The organism is Nocardia sp. CA-151230, assembly GCF_050942175.1.
GTDB lineage: Bacteria > Actinomycetota > Actinomycetes > Mycobacteriales > Mycobacteriaceae > Nocardia.
This window is the reverse complement of record NZ_CP192061.1, coordinates 3,612,184-3,632,451: the sequence shown is the minus strand read 5'-3', so window position 1 is coordinate 3,632,451 and position 20,268 is coordinate 3,612,184. Positions and strand designations below refer to the sequence as shown.

Genomic DNA, 20,268 nt, shown 5'->3' with positions numbered 1-20,268 from the left:
GGTCGACCATCGCTCTCCAAATCTGCGCCTGCTGCTCGACGAGTGCCATCGATCCCTTGCGACGCTTCATCTTCGTCAGGCTTTTGTCGAAACTTCCTTGCGGCAAATCGAATTCGACGTGCAGGCCGCCGATCTATACATCGACTACAGCAAAAATCGAATCGACGACCGCGCACTGGGCCTGCTGCTCGACCTCGCGCGGGAGTCCGGCGTCCCACAGCGCCGTCACGCCATGTTCGCCGGCTCGCGCTTAAATACCTCGGAGCGTCGTGCGGTGATGCACACCGCACTTCGCCGGTCGGCCGGCGAGCAGCTCGTAGCCGACGGCAGTGACGTCTTTGCGCATGTTCACGATGTGCTCGACCGCATGGCGGAGTTCGCCGATAAGGTGCGGTCGGGACACTGGCGTGGTGTAACCGGTCAACGCATCGAGGCGGTTGTGAATATCGGAATCGGCGGCTCCGACCTCGGGCCGGCGATGGTTACCCGCGTACTCCGTCGCTATGTGCATCCCGACCTTGCATTCAAGTTCGTCTCCAACGTCGATCCTGCCGACCTCTGCGACACTTTGACCGGTCTCGACCCCGCGAGCACGCTCTTCATCGTTGTCTCGAAGACCTTTACTGCGCTGGAAACGATGACGAACGCCGAAGCGGCCCGGCGCTGGTTGACCGCGGCCCTGGGCGAGGACGCCGTGGCCGAACACCTCATCGTGGTATCCACCTAAAGCGCGAAGGTGAACGCCTTCGGCATCGGCCCGGCCAGAATGTTCGAGTTCTGGAACTGGGTTGGCGGCCGATATTCTGTCGGGTCCGCTGTCGGGCTGTCGGTGATGATCGCGATCGGTCCGGCGGCGTTCACCGAGTTCCTCGCCGGATTCCGTGCGCTGGACCGGCATTTCACTGAAGCGCCACTCGAACGCAATACCCCGGTCCTGCTCGGGTTGCTCGGCTATTGGTACGCGAACTACTCGGCGCCCAGACCCGCGCGGTGCTGCCCTGTGCAAACGATCTGGCCCGGCTTCCTGCGTATCTGCAGCAGCTGTTCATGGAGTCCAATGGCAAGCGTGTGCGTTCGATCGATCGCCGACGGCTACGACCACCGGTGTTGTGGTCTGGGGTGAGCCGGGGACCAACGGGCAGCACGCCTTTCATCAGCTATTGCACCAGGGCACCGTCCTGGTCCCGGTTGACTTCATCGGATTCGCGAACACCGACGAGCCCGCGCAAGATTGCACGGGACACGTGCACGAGATCTTCTTCTCCAATATGCTCGCGCAGGCCCGATTCCTCGCGTTCGGCAAGAGCTATGGCGAGGTCATCGCCGAGGGCGCAGAACCCTCCCTGGCGCCACACAAGGTGATGCCCGGCAACCGACCGTCGACAATCATTCTCGCGGATCGCCTTACGCCCGGCGTCCTCGGACAGCTCATCGCACTATAAGAGCATCGGGTCTTCGTCGAAGGCGTACTCGGTGGGATCGACTCGTTCGACCAGTGGGGAGTCGAATTCGGGAAAGCAGAGGCGAACCGACTCCAACACGCGCTGTCCGCTCAGGAACCTTCAGCCGATCTGGACTCCTCCACCGCGACCCTCATGAGGCGGTACCGCGTGCTCCACTTGTGATTTCAACAGCGATCAGTGGGCCGGTCACGCAAGGACCCGGCCCACCGATCGGTCCGTCACGGGTTGACGACCGTCATCCACATCGGGTCGCTGCGGCGTTCCATCGCCTCGACCGCGCTGACCACCGCACTCAAAGCGAATCGCTGGGTGATGAGCTCATCGACGTTGAGTGTGCCCATTCCCGGCAACTCCAACACCTCTCGGGCGTCGGTACGCGTACATGCGCGAGTGCCGACGAAACGCCAGCAGTTGGACATCATCGCGATGGCGGGCAGTGGCAGCGGAGTTTGATTGCCGCCCATGTGTACCAGTGTTCCGCCGGTTGCCAGTGCCGCCATGGCTTGGCCGGTCGCCGGCCCGTCCGGGATGAAGTCGATCACCGCGTCCGCACCGCCGGGAACCAGTTCACGCAGCCGCCGAGTCAGTCCACCGCTGGACGCCCAATCGACAAGCTCGTCGAGTGCAACCAATTCGGCAGGGACTCTGCCGGCGAGTGCTCGTACTTCACGCAGCCGTTCCCCACTGCGACCGACCAGCACCAAGCGAGAGATCCCGAAATGCTCGGCAAGCTTCACCGTAGAGGTGCCCATCGTGCCCGTCGCGGCGGTGACCACGACCGTCGACCCGAGCGGCAGATCCGCACGCTTCAGAGCCCGTACTGCATTGGCGAGATCGTGCACTTTCGCGGCGACATCGAAGCCGACGCTGTCGGGCAGCTCGTCGATGAGCCAGAACGGGACAAGTATGTACTCGGCGAGCCCGCCGTCGTGATATTCGTCGTAGAGGGGCATCGGGACATCGCCGAACGCGGCGAACCCGATCATCGCCTGCTGGGCGCACATCATGTCGCGGTCCGTGCGACAGTAGACGCAATCACGACAGTTCAGATTCGGGTGTACACGAACCCGGTCGCCGACGGTGATCCGATCGACCTCGGTGCCAACCGCCGCGACAGTCCCCGCGGCTTCGTGCCCGAGTGTTGTCGGAAGGTGTTTCAGCAGACCGTACTTCAGCACACGCATCATTCCGGGCACCAAACCGGCCGCGGCAACCTTGACGACCACGTCGCGTGGTCCAGGTTCAGGAATTGGAACTTCTTCGAGCACAATGGAACTGGAATCCGGATGGGCCCTTGCGGCGAGCATGGTGGCAGTCATCGGGCAGCTTTCGAGTAGATAGCGTCGAGCCGCGCGGTCGAATACGGCTCCCCGGTGTGCGATGTGTCGGCGACCTGCGGCAGTTCGTGGTACGACAGCAGGCTGATGTACTCACTCGATTCGTCACCAACATCGGCGTGCGCTATGCCGAGCGGGATTCGGATGAAGTCGCCGGGCCCGAGGTCGACAATGCCACGCTGCGTCAAAAGTGTGCGGTGTCCACGGGTTTGGTATTGGATCTCGTCCCCGTCCACAGTGCGGCGATACCGACGCTCACTGTCTACGCCGGTCACGGTGATCCCAAGACGGAAGAGAGGCGTGGCGTAGAGCCACCTGACCCCGGGTTCGTCGGCGCCACGCAGAACCTGGATGCGGTCCCGTGTTCCGTGGACGTGATCGAGGATTCGACGTTCGTCGGCGGGGACCACGACGACGTCATGGCTTGGGGAGCCATGCACTGTGTGATCGCTTCGTTCACCTCTCCCGCCTCCCAGCCTTCGAACGGTGGGAAGGTCGGCTGCGAGCTACTGACGCATGAGGTCAGCTCGGAGGCCGGAGCCGGAAGATAGAACAGCAGATGGCTTTCCGTACGCCCGTAGTTGTCGTGGGCGACGCCACGCGGGATGCGGGAGAAGTCTCCGGGACGGTGTTCGATCACGCCGAGTTCGGTCATCAGTGTGCGATCGCCTGCGATCTGATAGGAGATCTCGTCGACATCACAGTTGCGGTGATAGAACGGCTGACGGTTGTTCATGATTTGCCATTCGATCCGGACCTGATCGTTCTCGTAGATCCCGCGCGGCGGCGCGAAGGGTTGTGCCTCGTACCGCTCCACCGTCAGCGGTGGATGCTCGCGCCAGAGGTTGATCGGCAGGTTGGCGGGATGCGGCGGTGCGAGTAAAAGATGCTCATCGCGTTCGACACTGCGAAGCGGCCGTTCGGATCCCATGACCATGACGTCCTCGACGACGTTCATCGGGACCTCCTTGTCTTCGGTAAACGCTTGTCTCGCTTGGGCGAGCGGTCAGACCGTGGGCAGCGCCCGGTAATAGCGAGCCGCGCCGGGGTGCAGCGAGATAGGGGCGTGCCCCATAGTGGGTGGGTCCAGCGGGTAGGTGATCGGGCTGCTCTCCGGTCGAAGGTGGAGATACTGCTCCTCGATGATGTGGCGCGTTTCTCCGAGAATCCATGCGATGGCGTATGCGATGTCGTCTGCAAGATCGGTAGTGGTCAGCATGAGGAAATCGGAGAAGTCCAGAGTCCGGAACGCGCTGCGCCCAGGAAAGTAATTGTCGGGCACGGTCGAAGCGGGCCAACCGAAGTCCGCATCCAGCGACGCGAGCACGTCCGCTTCCACTTCCAGGAAGTGGAAGTCCGGGCCGAACTGCTGCCACTGCGGGAGCATGGCCGCTTCCTGCACGATCGCGTTCGCCCTGCCGGCCAGCACATGTGCCAGGGCTTCCTGCGGCCGTTCATCTTCGAGAAATTCTCCGCCCCAACCGAGAACATCGACGCCGGCCCGGCCGAGAAGTTGCCGGGCAGCCAGCCCGACGTGATTCTCGCCATCATCGAGAGCGGTTGCCATCTGCAATCGCGGCGCTCGATCCCGCAACTCCGCGAAAGTCGTGATCCCGAGTGAGCGGTGAATGCCCACGACCAGGCGGTCACGCTGCGGAACCACGCCCAGAGCCCGTAGCTTCGGGAAATGCTCGTCGCGGTAGATACCGCGGCCGTCGAGCGCAGCCACAGTAAAAGCCGCCGGCGTGGTCATCGCAATATCCACCTCACCGCGACCGACCGCGCGGACCGCGTCGGCAAACCCTCGACTGTTCCAGATCGCAACCCGGGTACCCGGGCCGCTACGGTCGGTCAGTTCCTGTGAGACCCAACCGCAGACACGATGTAGGTTGGCGGCTCCCCAGTCCCCCCGCATATGCAGGGTGAGCTTGCGGTCGATCCTCGGTTCCTGCGGCCGGTTGCTGGTACTCAACGGATTTCAACTCCCTGCTGCGACGGTTCCGCCGCTGGTCTCGTCTGCGCGTACGTGGTTGTGCAGTGCGCCCAGGCCGTCGATCTCGACGCTGATCGTGTCACCTTCACGGAGAAAGACCTGTGGGTCACGCCGGTAACCCACACCACCAGGCGTGCCGGTGAAGATCAGATCTCCCGGCTTCAGCTCGGCAAACGTCGAGATGGTTGCAATCAGATGCGGGATCGAGAAGATCAGCATGGACAGATCGGATTCCTGAACCTTCTCGCCATTGAGAACTGTTCTGATTCCGGCATTCTCAAGGTTGATCTCATTCGGTGGAACGAGATAAGGCCCGATGGGCGTGCTCGCGTCCCATGCCTTGCCCTGCAACCACTGGTGGGTCTTGTACTGGAAGTCCCGCATCGTGACGTCGTTGGCGACGGTGTAACCGAGGACGTGATCGAGGGCGTCGGCCTCGGCGATACGTCGACCTGGCCGGCCGATAACCACGACCAGCTCGCCTTCGTAGTCCACCTGCGTCGATTCCGGCGGCAACATGATGTCATCGTTGGGCCCCAGCAGGTTGGAGGCAAACTTCGAGAAGAGCACGGGGTAGGTGGGCAGTTCCCGCTTGGTCTCGGTCACATGCGTGCGGTAGTTCAGCCCGACACACAAGATTTTTGACGGACTCTGCACCGGTGGAAGCAGCCGCACTTCGTCGACCGGAACTTGTGCCCGTACATTGCGCGTGGCGGACATCAGTTGGTCCGGCATGGACCCGTTCCCGAGGTCCGTCACGCCTTCGAGCGGAATCAGCGTCGAGTCCCGCACTTCACCGACAGCCCGTACGCCGCGGTGCTCGTAAGTTGCGTATGCCATGGTCATTTCCCTTCGCTGGTCTGGCGCCAGGAAGCCAACTGGCCGCCCCACAAATTGACGGTGTTCGGAATCGGTTTCCAGCGGCGCGGAACGTAGGTAACGCGATCGTCGTGGAACTTCTCCATCTCGGCAGAGAGCTCGATGTGATTGCCGGCCGGATCGTCGAAGAAAACGAACAGGTTGTCGCCGGGTCCATGCCGCCCCGGACCCCAGGTGACATCGACATCCTCATCGGTGAGCCGGTCGCACCAGGACTTGAAGTCCGCCCATTCGGCCAAGTCAAACGAAAAGTGGTCGATGTCGCCGCCTTGCCCCACGTTCACGACGGCCAGCGTGTGATGGTCCTGGTCGCTGCGCAGCCAAGCGAACCGGCCATCGTCGAGCTGATCGGAGATACGGAAGCCGACCACATCGACGAAGAAGGCCGTCATGGCCTCGACATCATCGGTGGCCAGGGTGATGTGCTGATACTTGATCGGTCTGCGGCCTGTGTCCGCTGCCGTCTCGCCCTGCCTCTGCACCGGGGTGTGGAAATGCACCGGGGTGCCATGCGGATCGGACACGACCAGCCCATGTGGTTCGCCTACGGTTTCATCGAGATACCGCTCGTCGAGAGCGGACACCGTATGCCCGGAGTCGGCCAATCGCTTGGCGATCCCGTCGAGACCGTCGGCATCCCGGACTTCGAATCCATAGTGCCGCAATCCTTTCTGTCCCTCGACCAGTTCGATGACATGATGGCCACCGCCCCAGCCCAGTCGCAATCCCCCCTGCGGAAGCTCTTCGTGCACGACGAGACCTAGCAAACGCCGATAGAAGTCAGCGGTCGCGGCGAGGTCCGGCACTGAAAAGCCAATGTGTGACACCGCAGTTCGGGTTAGCGTTCCGGCCGCGCCGCGTTCCTGCAACACGACGCGCTGTGGCTTATCCATGACTGATGACCCTTTCTGGTGACATTTCCAGCCCGAGAGTGGATGGCATGCCCATGACTGGACTGTCAGGACGAGGTGTGGGCATTCGCGCCGACGTCACGATGCGACCTGGCGCATTCGAAACATTCAGCACCGCGATAGCAGTCAGGTCGACAGGACCCGCGCCGCAGACCTTCTCGAGCAATGCCCTCGCATGACTTCTCTCCCGGGTTGGTCAGATCACAGTAGAACAGGAGTCCTGATTCTCGGAATAGCCGTCCTGCAATACAGGACTGGTGAATTTCGGGGCCTTCAGGCATCCAATCGAGGATCCGGGGCTAGGGCCACCAAGACCTGTTCGGGTCTGCGTGTGATGGAGCCGCCGGTGTTGACCCATTTCGCTCGAGGACTCAGCCGCATTGTCGGATACCTGTCCATTAGCGCCTCGATGGCAGCGATCGCCTCGATGCGCGCCAGTGGCGCGCCCAGACAAGCATGGATTCCACGACCGAACGCGAGGTGTGCCGCTGCGCCCTCACGCGGCGGGTCGAATCGATCAGCGCTCGGTCCCCATGTCTTTTCGTCCAGATTCGCGGACTGCAGGCTGAGGTAGACCTTGTCGCCCTCACTGATCGGACAGCCACGAACGATGCCATCGCTCTTCACGGTGCGCACGAGGAACTGAGCCGGAGAATCCAGTCTCAGGGATTCTTCGACCGCGTTCGGCAGGAGAGCGCGGTCACGGACGACCGCATCCCATCCGTTGGGGTCTTCGAGCAGCCGCCAGATGCAGTTTGCGATCAGGCTCCGAGTTGTGTCAGTCCCTGCGACGACCAACTGGAAGATATGTGTGACGATCTCCCCGTCCGGCATCTCCCGTTCACCCGGCGCGGGGAAACAGAGGTTGTCCAGGGCATCCTCCGACCGTTCGTCAGGACGTGCTTTGCGCTGGGCAACCAGGCTGCCGAGCAGAGCCAGCAGCTGTCCGAACTCAGGAAGCACATCCAGTGGACCTGGGACCGTCTCTACGATGACGTTCCCCCATGCCTGCGCCTGGCTCCACGCTTCGCGGGGGATACCGATGAAGGTATGCATCACGGATGCCGGGATGACCCGAACGAATTCCTCGAACAGTTCGATTTCGCCGTGGTCGGGAAGAGCCGCGATAGCTGAAGCGACGATTCCCTCCACCCACGGGCGGAGAGTACGCAGATGTGTTGGCGCGAAGTTCTTTCGGAGCCGATCACGAAGGTCGGCGTGCAGGGGATCATCAGCATTCGTGATGGTCTGGAACTCCAGCGGAACGTCTTCCCGCTCGATGCTGAAATTCCCGTTGTTCGAGTAGTTTTCGGTGTCGGCGAGTACGCTGCGTACGTCTTCGTCGAGAGAGAAGACGTGCAACCCGTCCCTGGGCGTACTGACCGGGCAGTTCGCGCGGGATGCCCTCAAGTGCGGGATGGGTTCTGGAAAATGATCAGAGTTCAACGGATTGAATACTTTCGGTGAATCGGCAGGAGAAAACAATTCTTACTCCCTAGATTGCGGTATTTCCACGAAACCTTGCGGCTGTCGAGCCGGATGAGCCGGAGCTCCTGCTCAGGCAGACGCCACCACCTGCACAGGCAGCGATTCCAATCCACGCAGCACATTGTTGAAGTGGCGCGCCGGCTCTCCGGCCTCCAGCCGACTAACGCTGTCGAGCAAGGCAGTCAGAATCGCAGCGCCCTCCATTCGGGCCAACGCCTGTCCGGCACACACGTGCAGCCCGTAACCGAAGGCCAGATGCTCGACGTTGTCGCGCCGAATATCGAAGCGGTCCGGGTCTTTCCAATTGCGCTCGTCCCGATTCGCGGCACCGAAGAGCACCGCCAGACGATCACCTGCAGGTACCGTCACGCCGTCGACCACCCAATCGGTCCTGACAGTGCGACCGAAAACCTGCATCGGGGATTCGAACCGCAGGACTTCTCGGAATGCCTGCGGTATCAGGGATCGATCCTGTCGCAGCAGATCCCACTGCTCGGGGTGCTCGGCCAGCAGCCAGATCGCATGCCCGAGAGCGTGCACGGTGGTGTCGATCCCCGCTGTCACGTACGTCAACACCAGTGTGGGCGCGGACTCTTCAGGAATCTGTCCCGCATCGGCTGCCTCATAAACCGCTCGCCCCATGCTGCCTTCGGCCAAGGACTGACGGGTCGCCGTCGACATCATGTACTCCATGAGTTCACCCAGCTTCGGCGCAGATTCACGAAGACGCGCATTATCAGGACCGAAGAAGTTGAAGTTTGCGTCGAGCAAACCCAGCAACTCCTCGCGGCCAGCAAGCGGCAACCCGATCAGATCGGCGACAATCTCCAGCGGGAAGCGCCGCACCAGTTCGGAGATCGCCTCGAAGGATCCCCGACTGACGAGCGGTTCGACGAGAGCTCTAGCGCGAGCGTTGATGTCTGCTTCGAGCTTCCGCAGAGCACGCGGGGCAAGTCGGGATGCCAGCACATTCCGCAGCTGGTCATGCAGAGGCGGATCCGCGCGGAGGATGCCGTCGCCGACGTAGGCGTTGCACTGCTCGTTGAGGGCAACATCCGCGGAGCAGAACTGCTCCCACGATGCGAGTATATGGCGAGCCTCCGCATAGCGCGGCACGGCCCACAGATCGAGGGCGTCCAGATGGACCACGCCGCCGACGTCTCTCAAGTCGCGGAAGGCCGGGTAGGGATCGGCCATGAACTCGTCGGTGAAGATGTCGAGTTCTGACCGGGGAACGGTGCTGCTGTCGGGCATACGGATTCCTTCTCTACGTCGAGGGCTGGTTGGCCAACCGGGTGAGTTTGGCTACCGAGATCGGAAAGTTGACCGATACTGCGGTCCCGAAGCCCTCGTGGTTCGCAGGCCATACCAGCAACGCCCTGCGATCTGCGACGGATCCCTCGATAACAATGGGTTCACCGAGGGGGGCCAGCTTCCCGGCAATACGGATATTGAGACCGAAGATCTCGGTCCAGAAGAACGGGACGGCGGAATCGCCCGCAGTGGCTTCGGTTCCGCAGCCGAGCAATGTGCCTGCCGCGATCCTGGCTTGCCTCAGAGCATTCCACCAATGCGGCCGCCGGCCACGCGCGTTACCGCTTGCCGGCGCGGAAACCACCTCACCGGCTGCGACTATGCCTGGCGCGACGCGGCAGCAATCGTCAACCAGCACACCATCTTCCACGCGCACTCCGCTTCCACTCAACCATTCGGTGTTCGGTACGTCTCCCGCTGCAGTGATGACAAGATCGCCCTCGGCAATCACCGTGTGGTCCACTCCTAGCACTCGACGTGGTAGATCGCCGTCGAACCCCAATTCGACACCCCCATCGGCCAGCCGAACTTTCACCGAGTGATCATCCGCGGCCATGAGGCACATGTCAGCGAGCACCGGCCCGAGATGCGCGATCAATGGCCTGACCTGATCGACAACGGTCACGACCTTGTGAAGTTTGACCGCAGAGGATGCGATCTCCATACCCAGGAATCCACCGCCGACAACCGACACGTGCTCGGCCTCAACAAGCCGATCACGCACCGCCACCGCGTCATCGAGGGTCCGCAGAGTTATCTCTCCGCGATGAGCTCCGGAATCCACGCGACGCGCCCGCACGCCTGTCGCGATGATCAGTCCGTCAGAGGAGACACGCTCTCCGTCCTCGAGCGTGACGAGCCTGCTCGAACAGTCGAGACCGACTGCACGAGTGGACGTTCGGAGCGTCACATCATCGGCAGTGCCGTCGAGAAACACGCTCTCCTCCGACTCCGCGCCGAGGAGAACACCCTTGGACAGCGGCGGTCGTGTGTAGGGCCGGTGATTCTCATCGCCGATCATGATGATCTCGCCGTCGAATCCGAACCCACGCAACGCCGCCGCACTCGCCAACCCCGCCTGAGACGCCCCCGCCACAACAATGCGCCGGAGAGCGGTCATGCCGGTGACGAATCGCTGGTCTGGATTCGCAGAGCTGCTACCGGACATGCCCTCACAGCGGCATCGGCAAGCGGTCGCGAAACCAGATCGATGTCCTCAATGTCGACTACAAGCACATCCTCGTCATCGAGATGGACGAGATCGGGCGCCGCTTGCGCACACAGTGAGCCTTTTTCATCCTGACTGGATGTTGTTGGTAGGCAACGGAACTGGTGACGGCGCGCCTGTGCCGGATATGGGGAAGCCCTTGGTAGGACGGCTGTCGACCAAGACTCGCTGTACCCCAAGGGCTTCCGTTGCTGTTCTACCGTTCCGCGCTGGCGTTGTCACGTCGGACCCTCCACTTCGTCGCCGGGCTGATCCGCCGGCACCGCCGCACGATCGGCTCGGCCTGGCGCAAGCTCGACCCGGCCCGCCAAGCCCTGCTCGTGCTGGCCCACCTGCGCAAAGCCGAAACCTACGCCGATCTCGGTGCCGGGTTCGACATCTCGACGACCACCGCATGGCGATACGTCGGCGAGACCGTGGAACTGCTGGCAGAGCGAGCCCCGAAGCTGCGCTCGGCGCTGAAGAAGGCGAAAGCCGACGGGCACGCCTATCTGATTCTGGACGGCACGCTGATCCCGATCGACCGGGTGGCCGCTGACCGGCCCTACTATTCGGGAAAACACCGCCACCACGGCATGAATGTGCAGGTCCTCGCCACACCCAGCGGGGACATCGTGTGGGTGTCGGGTGCGTTGCCCGGCAGCGTGCACGATACGAAAGCCGCCTGGATCTGGCAGATCGTGGCCGAACTCGAGCGCAGCGGATGGATCGTGCTGGCGGATAAGGGATATCACGGTGTCGGTGGCCTGCTCACTCCCTACAAGGGACGCGACAAGCCCGAATCCCAGAAGCAGGCCAACCGAGCCCATGCGAAACTGCGTGCCCCCGGTGAACGCGCCAACGCCCAGCTCAAGAGCTGGAAGGTGCTGCGGAAGCTACGCAGCTGCCCGCACAGGGCCGGACAGCTCGCCAAAGCGATTCACGCACTCCAGAACCGCGAACTCGAAGCCAACCAAGGATGAAAAAGGCTCAGTCCGTACCCTTCACACCTAATACTATCGACAAAGAGTCGACCAACTTTCGAGCTGTCCATCTGACTCCAATCAGGTTTCGCCATCCGAATTTCACAGGGCTGGAATATGGCGAACGTGTGATATGCGCCATAACCGTAGATTTCGCATGATCTACGTGTCAAGACACATGTCCTGATTTTCAGGACAACTTGCCAATCCACCTGGCCGCCGTCCAGCCACCACCCATCACTTCACACGCCCTGCTGACACTAAGACCGCTCCAATGTCAAGACTTCAAGGAAAGAGGTTGAGATGACATCGATCGTTCATGGCGCACAAAGGGAGGTAGCCAGCCAGCCGAGAAGCCGATCGAGTTTGATCATCGACGCCGCCTCAGGGCCACCGCCGGGGGTGCTCGAATAATCCAGGATCAGGAAATCTCTGGCGAATACCATTCACAAACAGAATAAACCCAGCGCTCAGAATTTATTCTTCAAGTATCGTCACCGCAGAAACGGACACCGACCATTCATTCAGAACATCTATCCATTCGATGATAACGGAGCTCCATTATGGCGATCCGACTGCGTGCCCGAATTCGACGACCGGCCCAGTCGGCCATGGGCGTGCAGCCAGTTCGGGTCCATTGTCGCAGCGCAGCACTGCGGGATACCCGCGGTCGACGGCGATCCCGTCGAGCTCGTCGATGAGCCAATCGGCGGTGATCGAGCGTTCCGCGAGGCCGCCAACTCCTGGCACAGCCTCACGGCGGCAACCGGAAGTGAGCCAAAGCAGTTGTTCTTACAGTCCTCGGCGAAGTCGACAGCCGAGGACTGCCGCGGTCGGCTTACTGCGATACTGCCGCCCGGCCGATACAGGTATGCCCCGGTAGTTCGACCGCGTTGGTCTCGTGAGGAAGTCGAGACGCTCAGTGGGACAGCAGTCACGGCGATCATACCGAGGTGGCCATGACTTAGAGCTCCTATCGGGTTCGGTTGCTGAGTCGTCGCCAGCAGATCAGTGCTGCGGCGAGGTCGAGGAATCCGTGGTGGATGTCGGTGCGTCGTTCCCATCGGATGGCCAGGCGCCGGTACGGGTGGAGCAGGGCAAAGGATTGCTCGACGATCCAGCGGCCAGCGGTGACCTTGTCGCGGGTGCCGCGGCGGGGGATGTAGCCGGTGATGCGGCGTTGCCGCAGTTCGGAATACACGCTGGGGTAGTCGTATCCGGTGTCCGCGATCAAGGTTGTGATTCGCTGTCGGGGGTGGGCCCGGGCGACCCCGTAGGGGTTGGACCCGGTCGAGCAGCGTGGGCAACAGCAGGTGGTCATTGACATTGGCGCCCGACAACGCCATCGCGAGCGGGAACCCGTTGCTGCAGGTCAGGATGTGGTGTTTCGAGCCGGTCTTGGCGCGGTCGACTGGGCTCGGACCTGTTGCGGCGCCCCCTTTTTTTCGCCCGCACATGCGAGGCGTCGACCATGACCCGGTCGCAATCGATCAACCGGGCGGCGTGGCAGCGGGCGAGCACGGCCTGATGTATCTCCCCGAACGCCCCGGCGGCCTGCCAATCCCGCAACCTGCGCCAACATGTCATCCCGGACCCGAACCCCAGTTCCTGGGGCAGGTCTTCCCACCCGATCCCGGTGATCAGCACGAACAGGATTCCTCGCAACACGAGCCGGTTGTCCATCTGGGCCGGTCCCGGTGTCCCGGCCGGCTTCACCGGCAGTAGCGGTTCGATCACTGCCCACAACCGGTCATCCACGATCCACGGTGCTGCCACAGCGAAACATCCTGCACTGCAACACTACTCACCGACAACCCGCCGAACCTGTTAGGAGCTCTAAGGCTCCGTCTCCCCGTCGCGGTTGCGCTTTTCAACAATCCAGGCAGCGATCTGTGCTCTCGAGGCGAATCCGAGTTTCGATAGAATGTGCTCGACATGCCCCGACGCAGTTCGTTTTGATATTACGAGCCTTGCCGCTATCGCATTGTCGGTTAGACCCTCCGCGACCAGATCGGCGACCTCTAATTCTCGATCGGTCAACGATGTCGGATCATGCTCGCGCGGTCGCCGTGCCGCCTTAGGCTGCATTCCGAGCGCATATGCGACCACGCGGTCGACGCGAAGAGCCCTTCCTTTCGAATAGAACTCCTCGAAGATTCTGTCGCCAAGAGCACTACGATTTGAGGTCTCGGAATCATCGTGATGAACAGCCAATTCCGGATATATGATTGAAGATGTGTCGATGGATGATCCTAGCGAATCAGCGGCACCCATAAGCACGGCAGATCTCTTGGGGTCGCCTTCGTGACTGGAGATCCATGCAAGCGGCTCGAGAATTCCAGCGATCGCCACGATATCATCGAATTGACTAGTCAATAAGAGAGCTCGTTTCAGTCGTTCACTTGCCTCGCCATAATCCTTCTGTCGGATTGCGTTTATTCCTGTCGCCCACAACGAGTAGGATCGATAGACGGATTCGCCCCGCGGCTCGACGATTTCAAGGACATTTTCGTGGCAATCAGCGGACCCTTCGTGATCACCTTCTATCGCGAGTGCAACTCCGAGCAGCGCCAGCGCCGGGATACGCAGCATGAGTTCGTCCCTGACATCGAGAGCCGCCAGCGCTTGCTCCAGCCTGGAGCGCGCCAACAGATGATCACCAGACCAGAGCGCAAGACCCCCCTCCGAGAGAGCGATTTGTGCAGCAGTCAACTGATCGGGCAGGCCAGCAGCCAATGCCCTCGCCTCCTCGACCCGCTCGGCCCCGGCAGCAATATCGCCTTGAATCCCAGCCAGTACAACGCTCGCGAAAAGAGCCTTCACCTTCCGCGCAGGTGCCGCAGTACTCGACTCGAGCGACAAAGATCGGTCTAGCCACTGGCGTCCTTCGGTCAACTGCCCCTGCGACAGCCAGAACGGGAACAGCGCACCGGCCATATCGAGTGCTGCATCAAAGTTCAGGACACGGATGAAGTGATCCATCGCTTCACGCAGGTTTGACTGCTCACGATTGAGTCGGGATATCCATTCCAATTGTTTCGCGCTGATCCATCCCGCTTCCGCGCGAACAGCCAAATCCTTGTACCATTGCCCGTACCTCTCGACGAGGCTTCCGTATTCGCCGGACTGTATCAATTTCTCGCGACCGTACTCACGGAGAGAATCGAGCATTCCGAAACGAACACTTGAATCGACTTCTTCCCGTACAAGGATTGACTTGTCGACCAGAGAAGTAAGTACGTCGACTAGCGGACCCGGATCCTCACCCGCTCCACAAACACCCGCGGCCGCATCGATCTCGAAGCTTCCGGCAAACACGGAGAGTTGCGCCCATGCCTTTTTCTCGTTATTCGAGCAGAGATCGTAACTCCAGTCCATACACAGTCGCAGAGATTTCTGCCGAGCGGGAGCCGACCTACTTACGGTAGAGAGAAACCTGTACCGTTTTTCTATATTCTCCCAAATTTGAACTACAGACATGACACGAAGTTTTGAAGCCGCCATTTCTATCGACAATGGAAGTCCGTCCAGATACCGACATATACCGACAACTGGATTTACATTGCCCTCGTCGATCTTGAAGTCCGAAACTATCTCTCGCGCGCGCTCTGCGAATAATGTCAAGGAATCATACGCACCGACTCCCTCGACCGTAAGGAGATGATCCTCATCAGGGACCGAGAGCGGGAGAACGCGCATAGCTCGTTCGCCGCTGACGCTGAGAGACTCACGGCTCGTGGCGAGAATTCGCACATTTCCGCACGTACGCAATATCAGTTCAGCCAAATTCGCAATGGCATTGACCACGTGCTCACAGTTGTCGAATACGAGCAATAGCTCCTGAGGAGATGCGAACTCGACGAGGACTTCGTCCAGAGGGCGCGGCGAGGATTCCCGCAAACCTAGGGCCTTCACCACGACGTTCACAAGAAGCGACTCATCGGTCAGCTCGGACAGGTCGACAAGCCAGACGCCGTCCGCAAAAACCCTTTGTAAGTCCGTGGCGAGGCGCAAGGCCAGGCGAGTCTTGCCCACCCCGCCTACCCCTGTAAGCGTCACCAGCCGAGCGGCTTTCAGGAGCTTTTTTCCTTCAGCGAGCTCAGTTCGGCGATCCACGAGACTGGTCAGCGCTAGGGGCAACTGCTGATGGTTCGATCGGCGTGCGGCGGTCTCACGTGCGATCGGCACATCTTGCATTGTCGGGGTGCGTATACCGCGTTCCCTCTCGGATGCTGGAGTGGACCCTACTGAGACATCGTCTGCCACGGTGCCTATCTCGGCTGTTGAGCAGGTCTGGATTCGTTGCAGGGACCGGTAGAGGTCCATCGTTGCCGGCCTGTCTCGCGCATCGCTGGACATTGCTCGGGCGATAATGGTGCGCAACGGCGCGGGGATCTCTGCTGTGCGCACGCCCGAATTCTGCTCGCTCGCCACACGAAGAAACTGCGCTACAACGTCTTCGCGGGTACGGCGCTCGTAAGCTGCATGACCAGTGACCGCGCAGAACAACGTCGCGCCGAGTCCATAGATATCCGAGGCCGGGCTTGGTGCCTCGCCACGTAGTACCTCGGGTGCCATGTACGCGGGCGAACCGGTGACGGCGTCGGCGGAGGTTTCGAATCCTCCTGCGACATGTGCAATCCCGAAATCCGCAAGGACTGGCTCGTCACGGTCGGTTAGCAGGATGTTTGAGGGCTTGACATCACGATGGAGAATCTGATTCCGGTGAATCTCGGCCAAGGCGCGGGCGATCTTCAGCCCTACTTGAATGGTCTCTTTGACAGAAAGCGGTCCGCTCGTGCGGATCCGCGCATAGAGAGAGCCCCTTGGGTAGTACTGCATCACGATGTATGGACGACCTCTACACGTGGTCCCTACGGCAAAGATGCTCACAATATTCGGTGTACCTGTAAGTGACCCCATGGCCTGCTGTTCTCGGAGGAACCGCGCAACGTTGTCAGCGTCCAGCCCGACGGTGAGCACTTTGACAGCCACCGTCCGGCTCAGGGATGGCTGTTCGCAGCGGAAGACCGCCCCGAATCCTCCGAGGCCCAGCACCTGAGCATTCTCGAATCCTTCCGCAGACAACTCGTCTGCGAGGCCCGCAGCCATATCGTGTGCCGCACTCCGCGCATCGCTCTCAGCCATCGGGGGTCTCCCAGTGCCAAATCCGTGACCTCCGGGGCCTCACGGCCGACGTCCAGGAACAATCCTTGCGCTGAGCTGCGGTACCCGCATGTCACCTGGTTCCAGGCTACCGCCTGAGCTTGTGGTTTAAGATCCAAGGTTGTGGTCCGGCGCCCCGGTTGGATCATGGGTGAAGCACTGGGTTGACGATTGGTCTTGCGACAGAACAAATCTGATAACCAAAGGCTTCGACGAACCGTGTGCACGATATCGGCTGCGCCGGTGCGCTCGGGGACCTCTCGGTGTCTGGGCAGGATCTGTGCCGGTGTGTGACCACGCGGTCGGATGCGTTGTTCGTTGTGTGATGCGGTGCTGGGCGCGGACGGGTTGGTGACAAAACCTGGTGGGGTTGTCGCTGGTGCCGGAGCGTCGCCGACGCACGGAAACGTGTACTGCGGGCTGGTTGCTGGCCGGATCGACGTTAGCCTATCCGGCGCACGCTGACCGGGCTGCTGGCGCCGCATGATCGGGCAGGACGGATCACCTTGGCGGTGGATGTGAGTCGATGGCTGCGCCCGGATGCCGCGAACGACGACGACCGCTGTTTCTGCGTGGATTTCGGCCGACGTTATGGCGCAGTCGGGCATAGATCGCACAGCCATGTCAGCAATGCGATCCATGCGAGCACACAATGTCCGGACCTGCGCCCCTCCTCAACATTTCTGGTCGTCGGCCCCGCCGGGACTTCGCACCCGGACAACACCGCTCATGCCTCCCGCTGCCAACCGCTTCGCGATCAAGGAGGGCTCTTCGATGACTCACCTATCCGCACCACCAATCCCACCCGACAAGTGCCGCAGCACGGTGTTCGATGTAGCAAGCCATCGCATCATCGGGAAGGCGAACCCGTCTTTGTCATCGCACAATGTCTGGCATCTAGTCTTCCTCCGGCCCGTCAAGAATCGGATCGAGCAAAGCGGACGCGCGTTCCTGGGTGACGAAGTCTGCCTCGTTCAGCATATGAACTTCGCGGCTGGCGAAGTTCTCGTAAATATTTTCGCCGATCAGCAGGCAATTTTCGTCGAACGGCCAGAAGGAACTTACCCACCGGTTGAGCTGGTAGAAGCCTTCCAGGTTGCCGACCTCGACTCCTAGTGCAGCCAGCTGATATCCACGCATGTGGCAACCAAAATGCGATTCGAGCGCCAATCCCCAGTCTGCGACAGCCATCCGCTCCTCCAAGGGACCGAATACGGTTGCCCCTGACAGTTCGAAATCGCGATAGTAGGCAGCGACCTCACCCCGGCCGTTGAGCAGGAGTTGTTTGCCGCTCTCGAAAATCCGATAGACCGGATGATCGACGAGCATGCCTGGATCAAGGACCTCGCCGAACCGTCCGGCGACCTCGAGCATCGCATGGCGCCGGTAATTCTTGAGCATGGCTCTGTGTCGAGGATTATCTACGACTCTCAGAAGCTCGTCCGGCGAAGCGCAAATGTCGAGGGGATTCAACACCTTCATCAGGATCCTCCAGAGTTTCATGCCTCGGTCGAGAAGGCCGGGGCTGTTCGGCGGCGGCGTAGGAATGGATGTCACGGTGGACGTGCATTGCTCTGGCATGCAGTTCATGCGAGGTCTGCCCGCAGAAGCTCCTATCCCGCCTGATAGGTGCCCGTGACCTCCGCGACACGCCGGCCATCATTGGTCGTGACGATGTCCACCGAACAGGTACTCGACCGGCGCCCCTGACGCGGCCGCACTCCGATGATGTCGAGATCTTCTTCGAGCGCTGCCTCGATGAATTCGATCGACATCGAAACTGTCACTCCGCGAGGCTTTTCCGGCACGTATGGGCCTGCCCAGGCCGCCGCCATGATCCCGATGCCGACACATCCGGCCAGCACACCCTCGTGCACCATTGTGCCAATGGTGACTGGGTTGTCCCGGAACGGCAGCCGGAGCCGCGCGCGGTCATCACCGATCTCGAGGAGTTCGATACCTAGGCGCTGGACGTGGTGACTGCGTCAGGAACAAGCGCTCCGCTTCGGAGCCGCTAGTAGGGACTTGCGATGCGGTGATTTCGGGCATCGCTCCCTCTCAATTGGAATTCAATTGCCGCACTGCGGGATTCGCGAAACGCCTCAGCTCGCGAAGAGCGCGAGCCCTTCTTCGATCTTCGATAGCGGGCTGTCCGCCAGATAGGGGGCCAGGATTCGCCGAGCCTCCTCCGGTGTGGTGATCGCTGATTCGTCGACCTCGGTGATGACCCGGGAGTCCCGGTCGTCGTAAACGTGCTCACCGCGTAGCCGACCGTTTACATACGGCCAGGTCATCGCAATGTAGTGAGTGATCTGATAAACCTTGTCCGGATCGACGTCGTCGTCGGCGAGCATTGGCGAAGTACCCCGCACTACATGCGCGAACAGCGCTTCGGAGAAGATACCGTGATCAGAGACCGCGATCTCCTCCTCGAGTGGGCCGAAGACGTTCTCCCTTCCGGCAGCGGTGTCGCGATAGAAGGACGCAACCTCGTCCATCCCGTCGAAGATGCACGTGCGGCCACCGATCATCAGTCGGTACAGAGGCTGCTCGACGGTCATGGTTGGCACGAGGATGTCCTGCCACAGCCCCGAGACCTCGAGCAGTCCGTGTCGGCGAAAGTTCTCGAGAATATGACGGTGCCTAGGGTTTTCGGTCACCGCCAGGCGAGCATCGGTCGCGGCGGGGACGTCGCGAACGTCGAAGATCTTCATGTTCTTCCTTCTCTGTCACGCCGCGGCTTTTGCGGCGCAGCACACTTCAGGCGGTGGGTATACCGGAGATCAGGCCACCGTCGATCACGAGCTCCGCGCCGGTGATGTAGCTCGACTCGTCAGAGCCAAGGAAGACCACCGCCGTCGAGACCTCGGCTGGCTGAGCGCTTCGACCCAGTGGGATCTTGAGCGAGCTCGCAGCGAACCCGTCGGTCATTGGGGTTGCGATATGGCCAGGGTGAATCGAATTCACCCGTACCCCAGCGCTGGCCAGTTGCAGAGCGCCGGATTGCGTGATGCCACGGACGCCGAACTTGGACGCGGCATATCCGATGCTCGCGCCGCTGCCGCGCAGTCCCTCCACCGAGGAGATGTTGATGATCGAGCCGGTTCCAGCTGCGGTCATCACCGGTGCTACAGCACGCATGCCATAGAAGGCTCCAGAAAGGTTGACATCGATCACCTTCCGCCACGCCTCGATCGGATAGTCGATGAGCGGATGGCCCGTAGCGATGCCGGCATTGTTGACCAGAATGTCGATCGCGCCGAATTCGGTTCGGGTGTAATCGATTATCTTCTGCCACTGCTCTGGGTCGGTGACGTCGAGGTGCAGATAGCGTGCCGCATCGCCCAGTTCGGCGGCGAGCACCTGGCCCGATTCATCCAACACGTCCACGAGGACAACCGAAGCGCCCTCGGCGAGCAGAGCGCGCCCGTGACTTTCACCCATACCGCGCGCTCCCCCGGTAACAATGGCGACCTTTCCCGCCACACGCCCCGTTTTCGAGCTCATGTCATATCATCCTTCTGTCG

General features: G+C 61.2%; 15 protein-coding genes and 3 pseudogenes. 2 read left to right on the top strand and 16 right to left on the bottom strand.

Features of this window, described 5'->3' with window-relative positions:
- The first annotated feature begins 22 nt into the window (after nt 1–22).
- Nucleotides 23–1,625: pseudogene (pgi, locus tag ACQP1O_RS16870) on the top strand (glucose-6-phosphate isomerase).
- 56 nt (nt 1,626–1,681) lie between these two features.
- On the opposite strand, the gene ACQP1O_RS16865 reads toward pgi, so the two are convergent.
- The 9 genes from ACQP1O_RS16865 to ACQP1O_RS16825 all read right to left on the bottom strand — a co-directional run bounded on the left by ACQP1O_RS16865 (nt 1,682) and on the right by ACQP1O_RS16825 (nt 10,553).
- A complete protein-coding gene (locus ACQP1O_RS16865) occupies nt 1,682–2,782 on the bottom strand; it encodes an alcohol dehydrogenase catalytic domain-containing protein (protein WP_433566718.1) in 1,101 nt (366 codons plus the stop codon).
- Nucleotides 2,779–3,036, bottom strand: a complete 258-nt coding sequence (locus tag ACQP1O_RS16860; RefSeq protein WP_433566717.1) for a hypothetical protein — start codon at nt 3,034–3,036, stop codon at nt 2,779–2,781. The genes ACQP1O_RS16865 and ACQP1O_RS16860 overlap by 4 nt, the downstream gene beginning before the upstream one ends.
- A gap of 35 nt (nt 3,037–3,071) precedes the next feature.
- Entirely contained in the window at nt 3,072–3,758 is a 687-nt protein-coding gene (locus ACQP1O_RS16855; protein WP_433566716.1) for a hypothetical protein, read from the bottom strand.
- A 48-nt stretch (nt 3,759–3,806) separates the two neighbouring features.
- On the bottom strand, nt 3,807–4,772 hold the full coding sequence (locus tag ACQP1O_RS16850) for a TAXI family TRAP transporter solute-binding subunit (RefSeq protein ID WP_433566715.1): 966 nt from the start codon (nt 4,770–4,772) through the stop codon (nt 3,807–3,809).
- Nucleotides 4,773–4,778: 6 nt separating this feature from the next.
- The gene (locus tag ACQP1O_RS16845; RefSeq protein WP_433566714.1) at nt 4,779–5,633 is read right to left on the bottom strand and encodes a fumarylacetoacetate hydrolase family protein; all 855 of its coding nucleotides are present in this window, start codon (nt 5,631–5,633) and stop codon (nt 4,779–4,781) included.
- A gap of 2 nt (nt 5,634–5,635) precedes the next feature.
- A complete protein-coding gene (locus ACQP1O_RS16840; RefSeq protein ID WP_433566713.1) occupies nt 5,636–6,565 on the bottom strand; it encodes a VOC family protein in 930 nt (309 codons plus the stop codon).
- Nucleotides 6,566–6,856: 291 nt separating this feature from the next.
- Entirely contained in the window at nt 6,857–8,068 is a 1,212-nt protein-coding gene (locus ACQP1O_RS16835; protein ID WP_433566712.1) for a cytochrome P450, read from the bottom strand.
- Between the two features lie 72 nt (nt 8,069–8,140).
- Nucleotides 8,141–9,325, bottom strand: coding sequence for a cytochrome P450 (locus ACQP1O_RS16830; protein WP_433566711.1), 1,185 nt, complete (start codon nt 9,323–9,325; stop codon nt 8,141–8,143).
- Between the two features lie 13 nt (nt 9,326–9,338).
- Nucleotides 9,339–10,553, bottom strand: coding sequence for an NAD(P)/FAD-dependent oxidoreductase (locus ACQP1O_RS16825; RefSeq protein WP_433566710.1), 1,215 nt, complete (start codon nt 10,551–10,553; stop codon nt 9,339–9,341).
- Between the two features lie 248 nt (nt 10,554–10,801).
- Here ACQP1O_RS16825 and ACQP1O_RS16820 point away from each other — a divergent pair, with 248 nt between their 5' ends.
- Entirely contained in the window at nt 10,802–11,575 is a 774-nt protein-coding gene (locus ACQP1O_RS16820) for a transposase family protein (protein ID WP_433566709.1), read from the top strand.
- A 598-nt stretch (nt 11,576–12,173) separates the two neighbouring features.
- Here the strand turns inward: ACQP1O_RS16820 and ACQP1O_RS16815 are convergent.
- The 7 genes and pseudogenes from ACQP1O_RS16815 to ACQP1O_RS16785 all read right to left on the bottom strand — a co-directional run.
- Nucleotides 12,174–12,316: pseudogene (locus ACQP1O_RS16815) on the bottom strand (IS3 family transposase); the annotation flags it as partial.
- A gap of 232 nt (nt 12,317–12,548) precedes the next feature.
- A pseudogene (locus ACQP1O_RS16810) lies at nt 12,549–13,351 on the bottom strand (IS5 family transposase).
- 60 nt (nt 13,352–13,411) lie between these two features.
- Complete coding sequence (locus ACQP1O_RS16805; protein WP_433566708.1) at nt 13,412–16,723, bottom strand: protein kinase domain-containing protein; 3,312 nt, start codon at nt 16,721–16,723, stop codon at nt 13,412–13,414.
- Between the two features lie 915 nt (nt 16,724–17,638).
- Nucleotides 17,639–18,223, bottom strand: coding sequence for a hypothetical protein (locus ACQP1O_RS16800; RefSeq protein WP_433566707.1), 585 nt, complete (start codon nt 18,221–18,223; stop codon nt 17,639–17,641).
- Between the two features lie 131 nt (nt 18,224–18,354).
- The gene (locus tag ACQP1O_RS16795) at nt 18,355–18,576 is read right to left on the bottom strand and encodes a PaaI family thioesterase (protein WP_433567706.1); all 222 of its coding nucleotides are present in this window, start codon (nt 18,574–18,576) and stop codon (nt 18,355–18,357) included.
- Between the two features lie 267 nt (nt 18,577–18,843).
- Nucleotides 18,844–19,455: a hypothetical protein gene (locus tag ACQP1O_RS16790; RefSeq protein ID WP_433566706.1), complete on the bottom strand. Its 612-nt coding sequence runs from the start codon at nt 19,453–19,455 to the stop codon at nt 18,844–18,846.
- 46 nt (nt 19,456–19,501) lie between these two features.
- Complete coding sequence (locus ACQP1O_RS16785; RefSeq protein ID WP_433566705.1) at nt 19,502–20,248, bottom strand: glucose 1-dehydrogenase; 747 nt, start codon at nt 20,246–20,248, stop codon at nt 19,502–19,504.
- Nucleotides 20,249–20,268 lie beyond the last annotated feature (20 nt).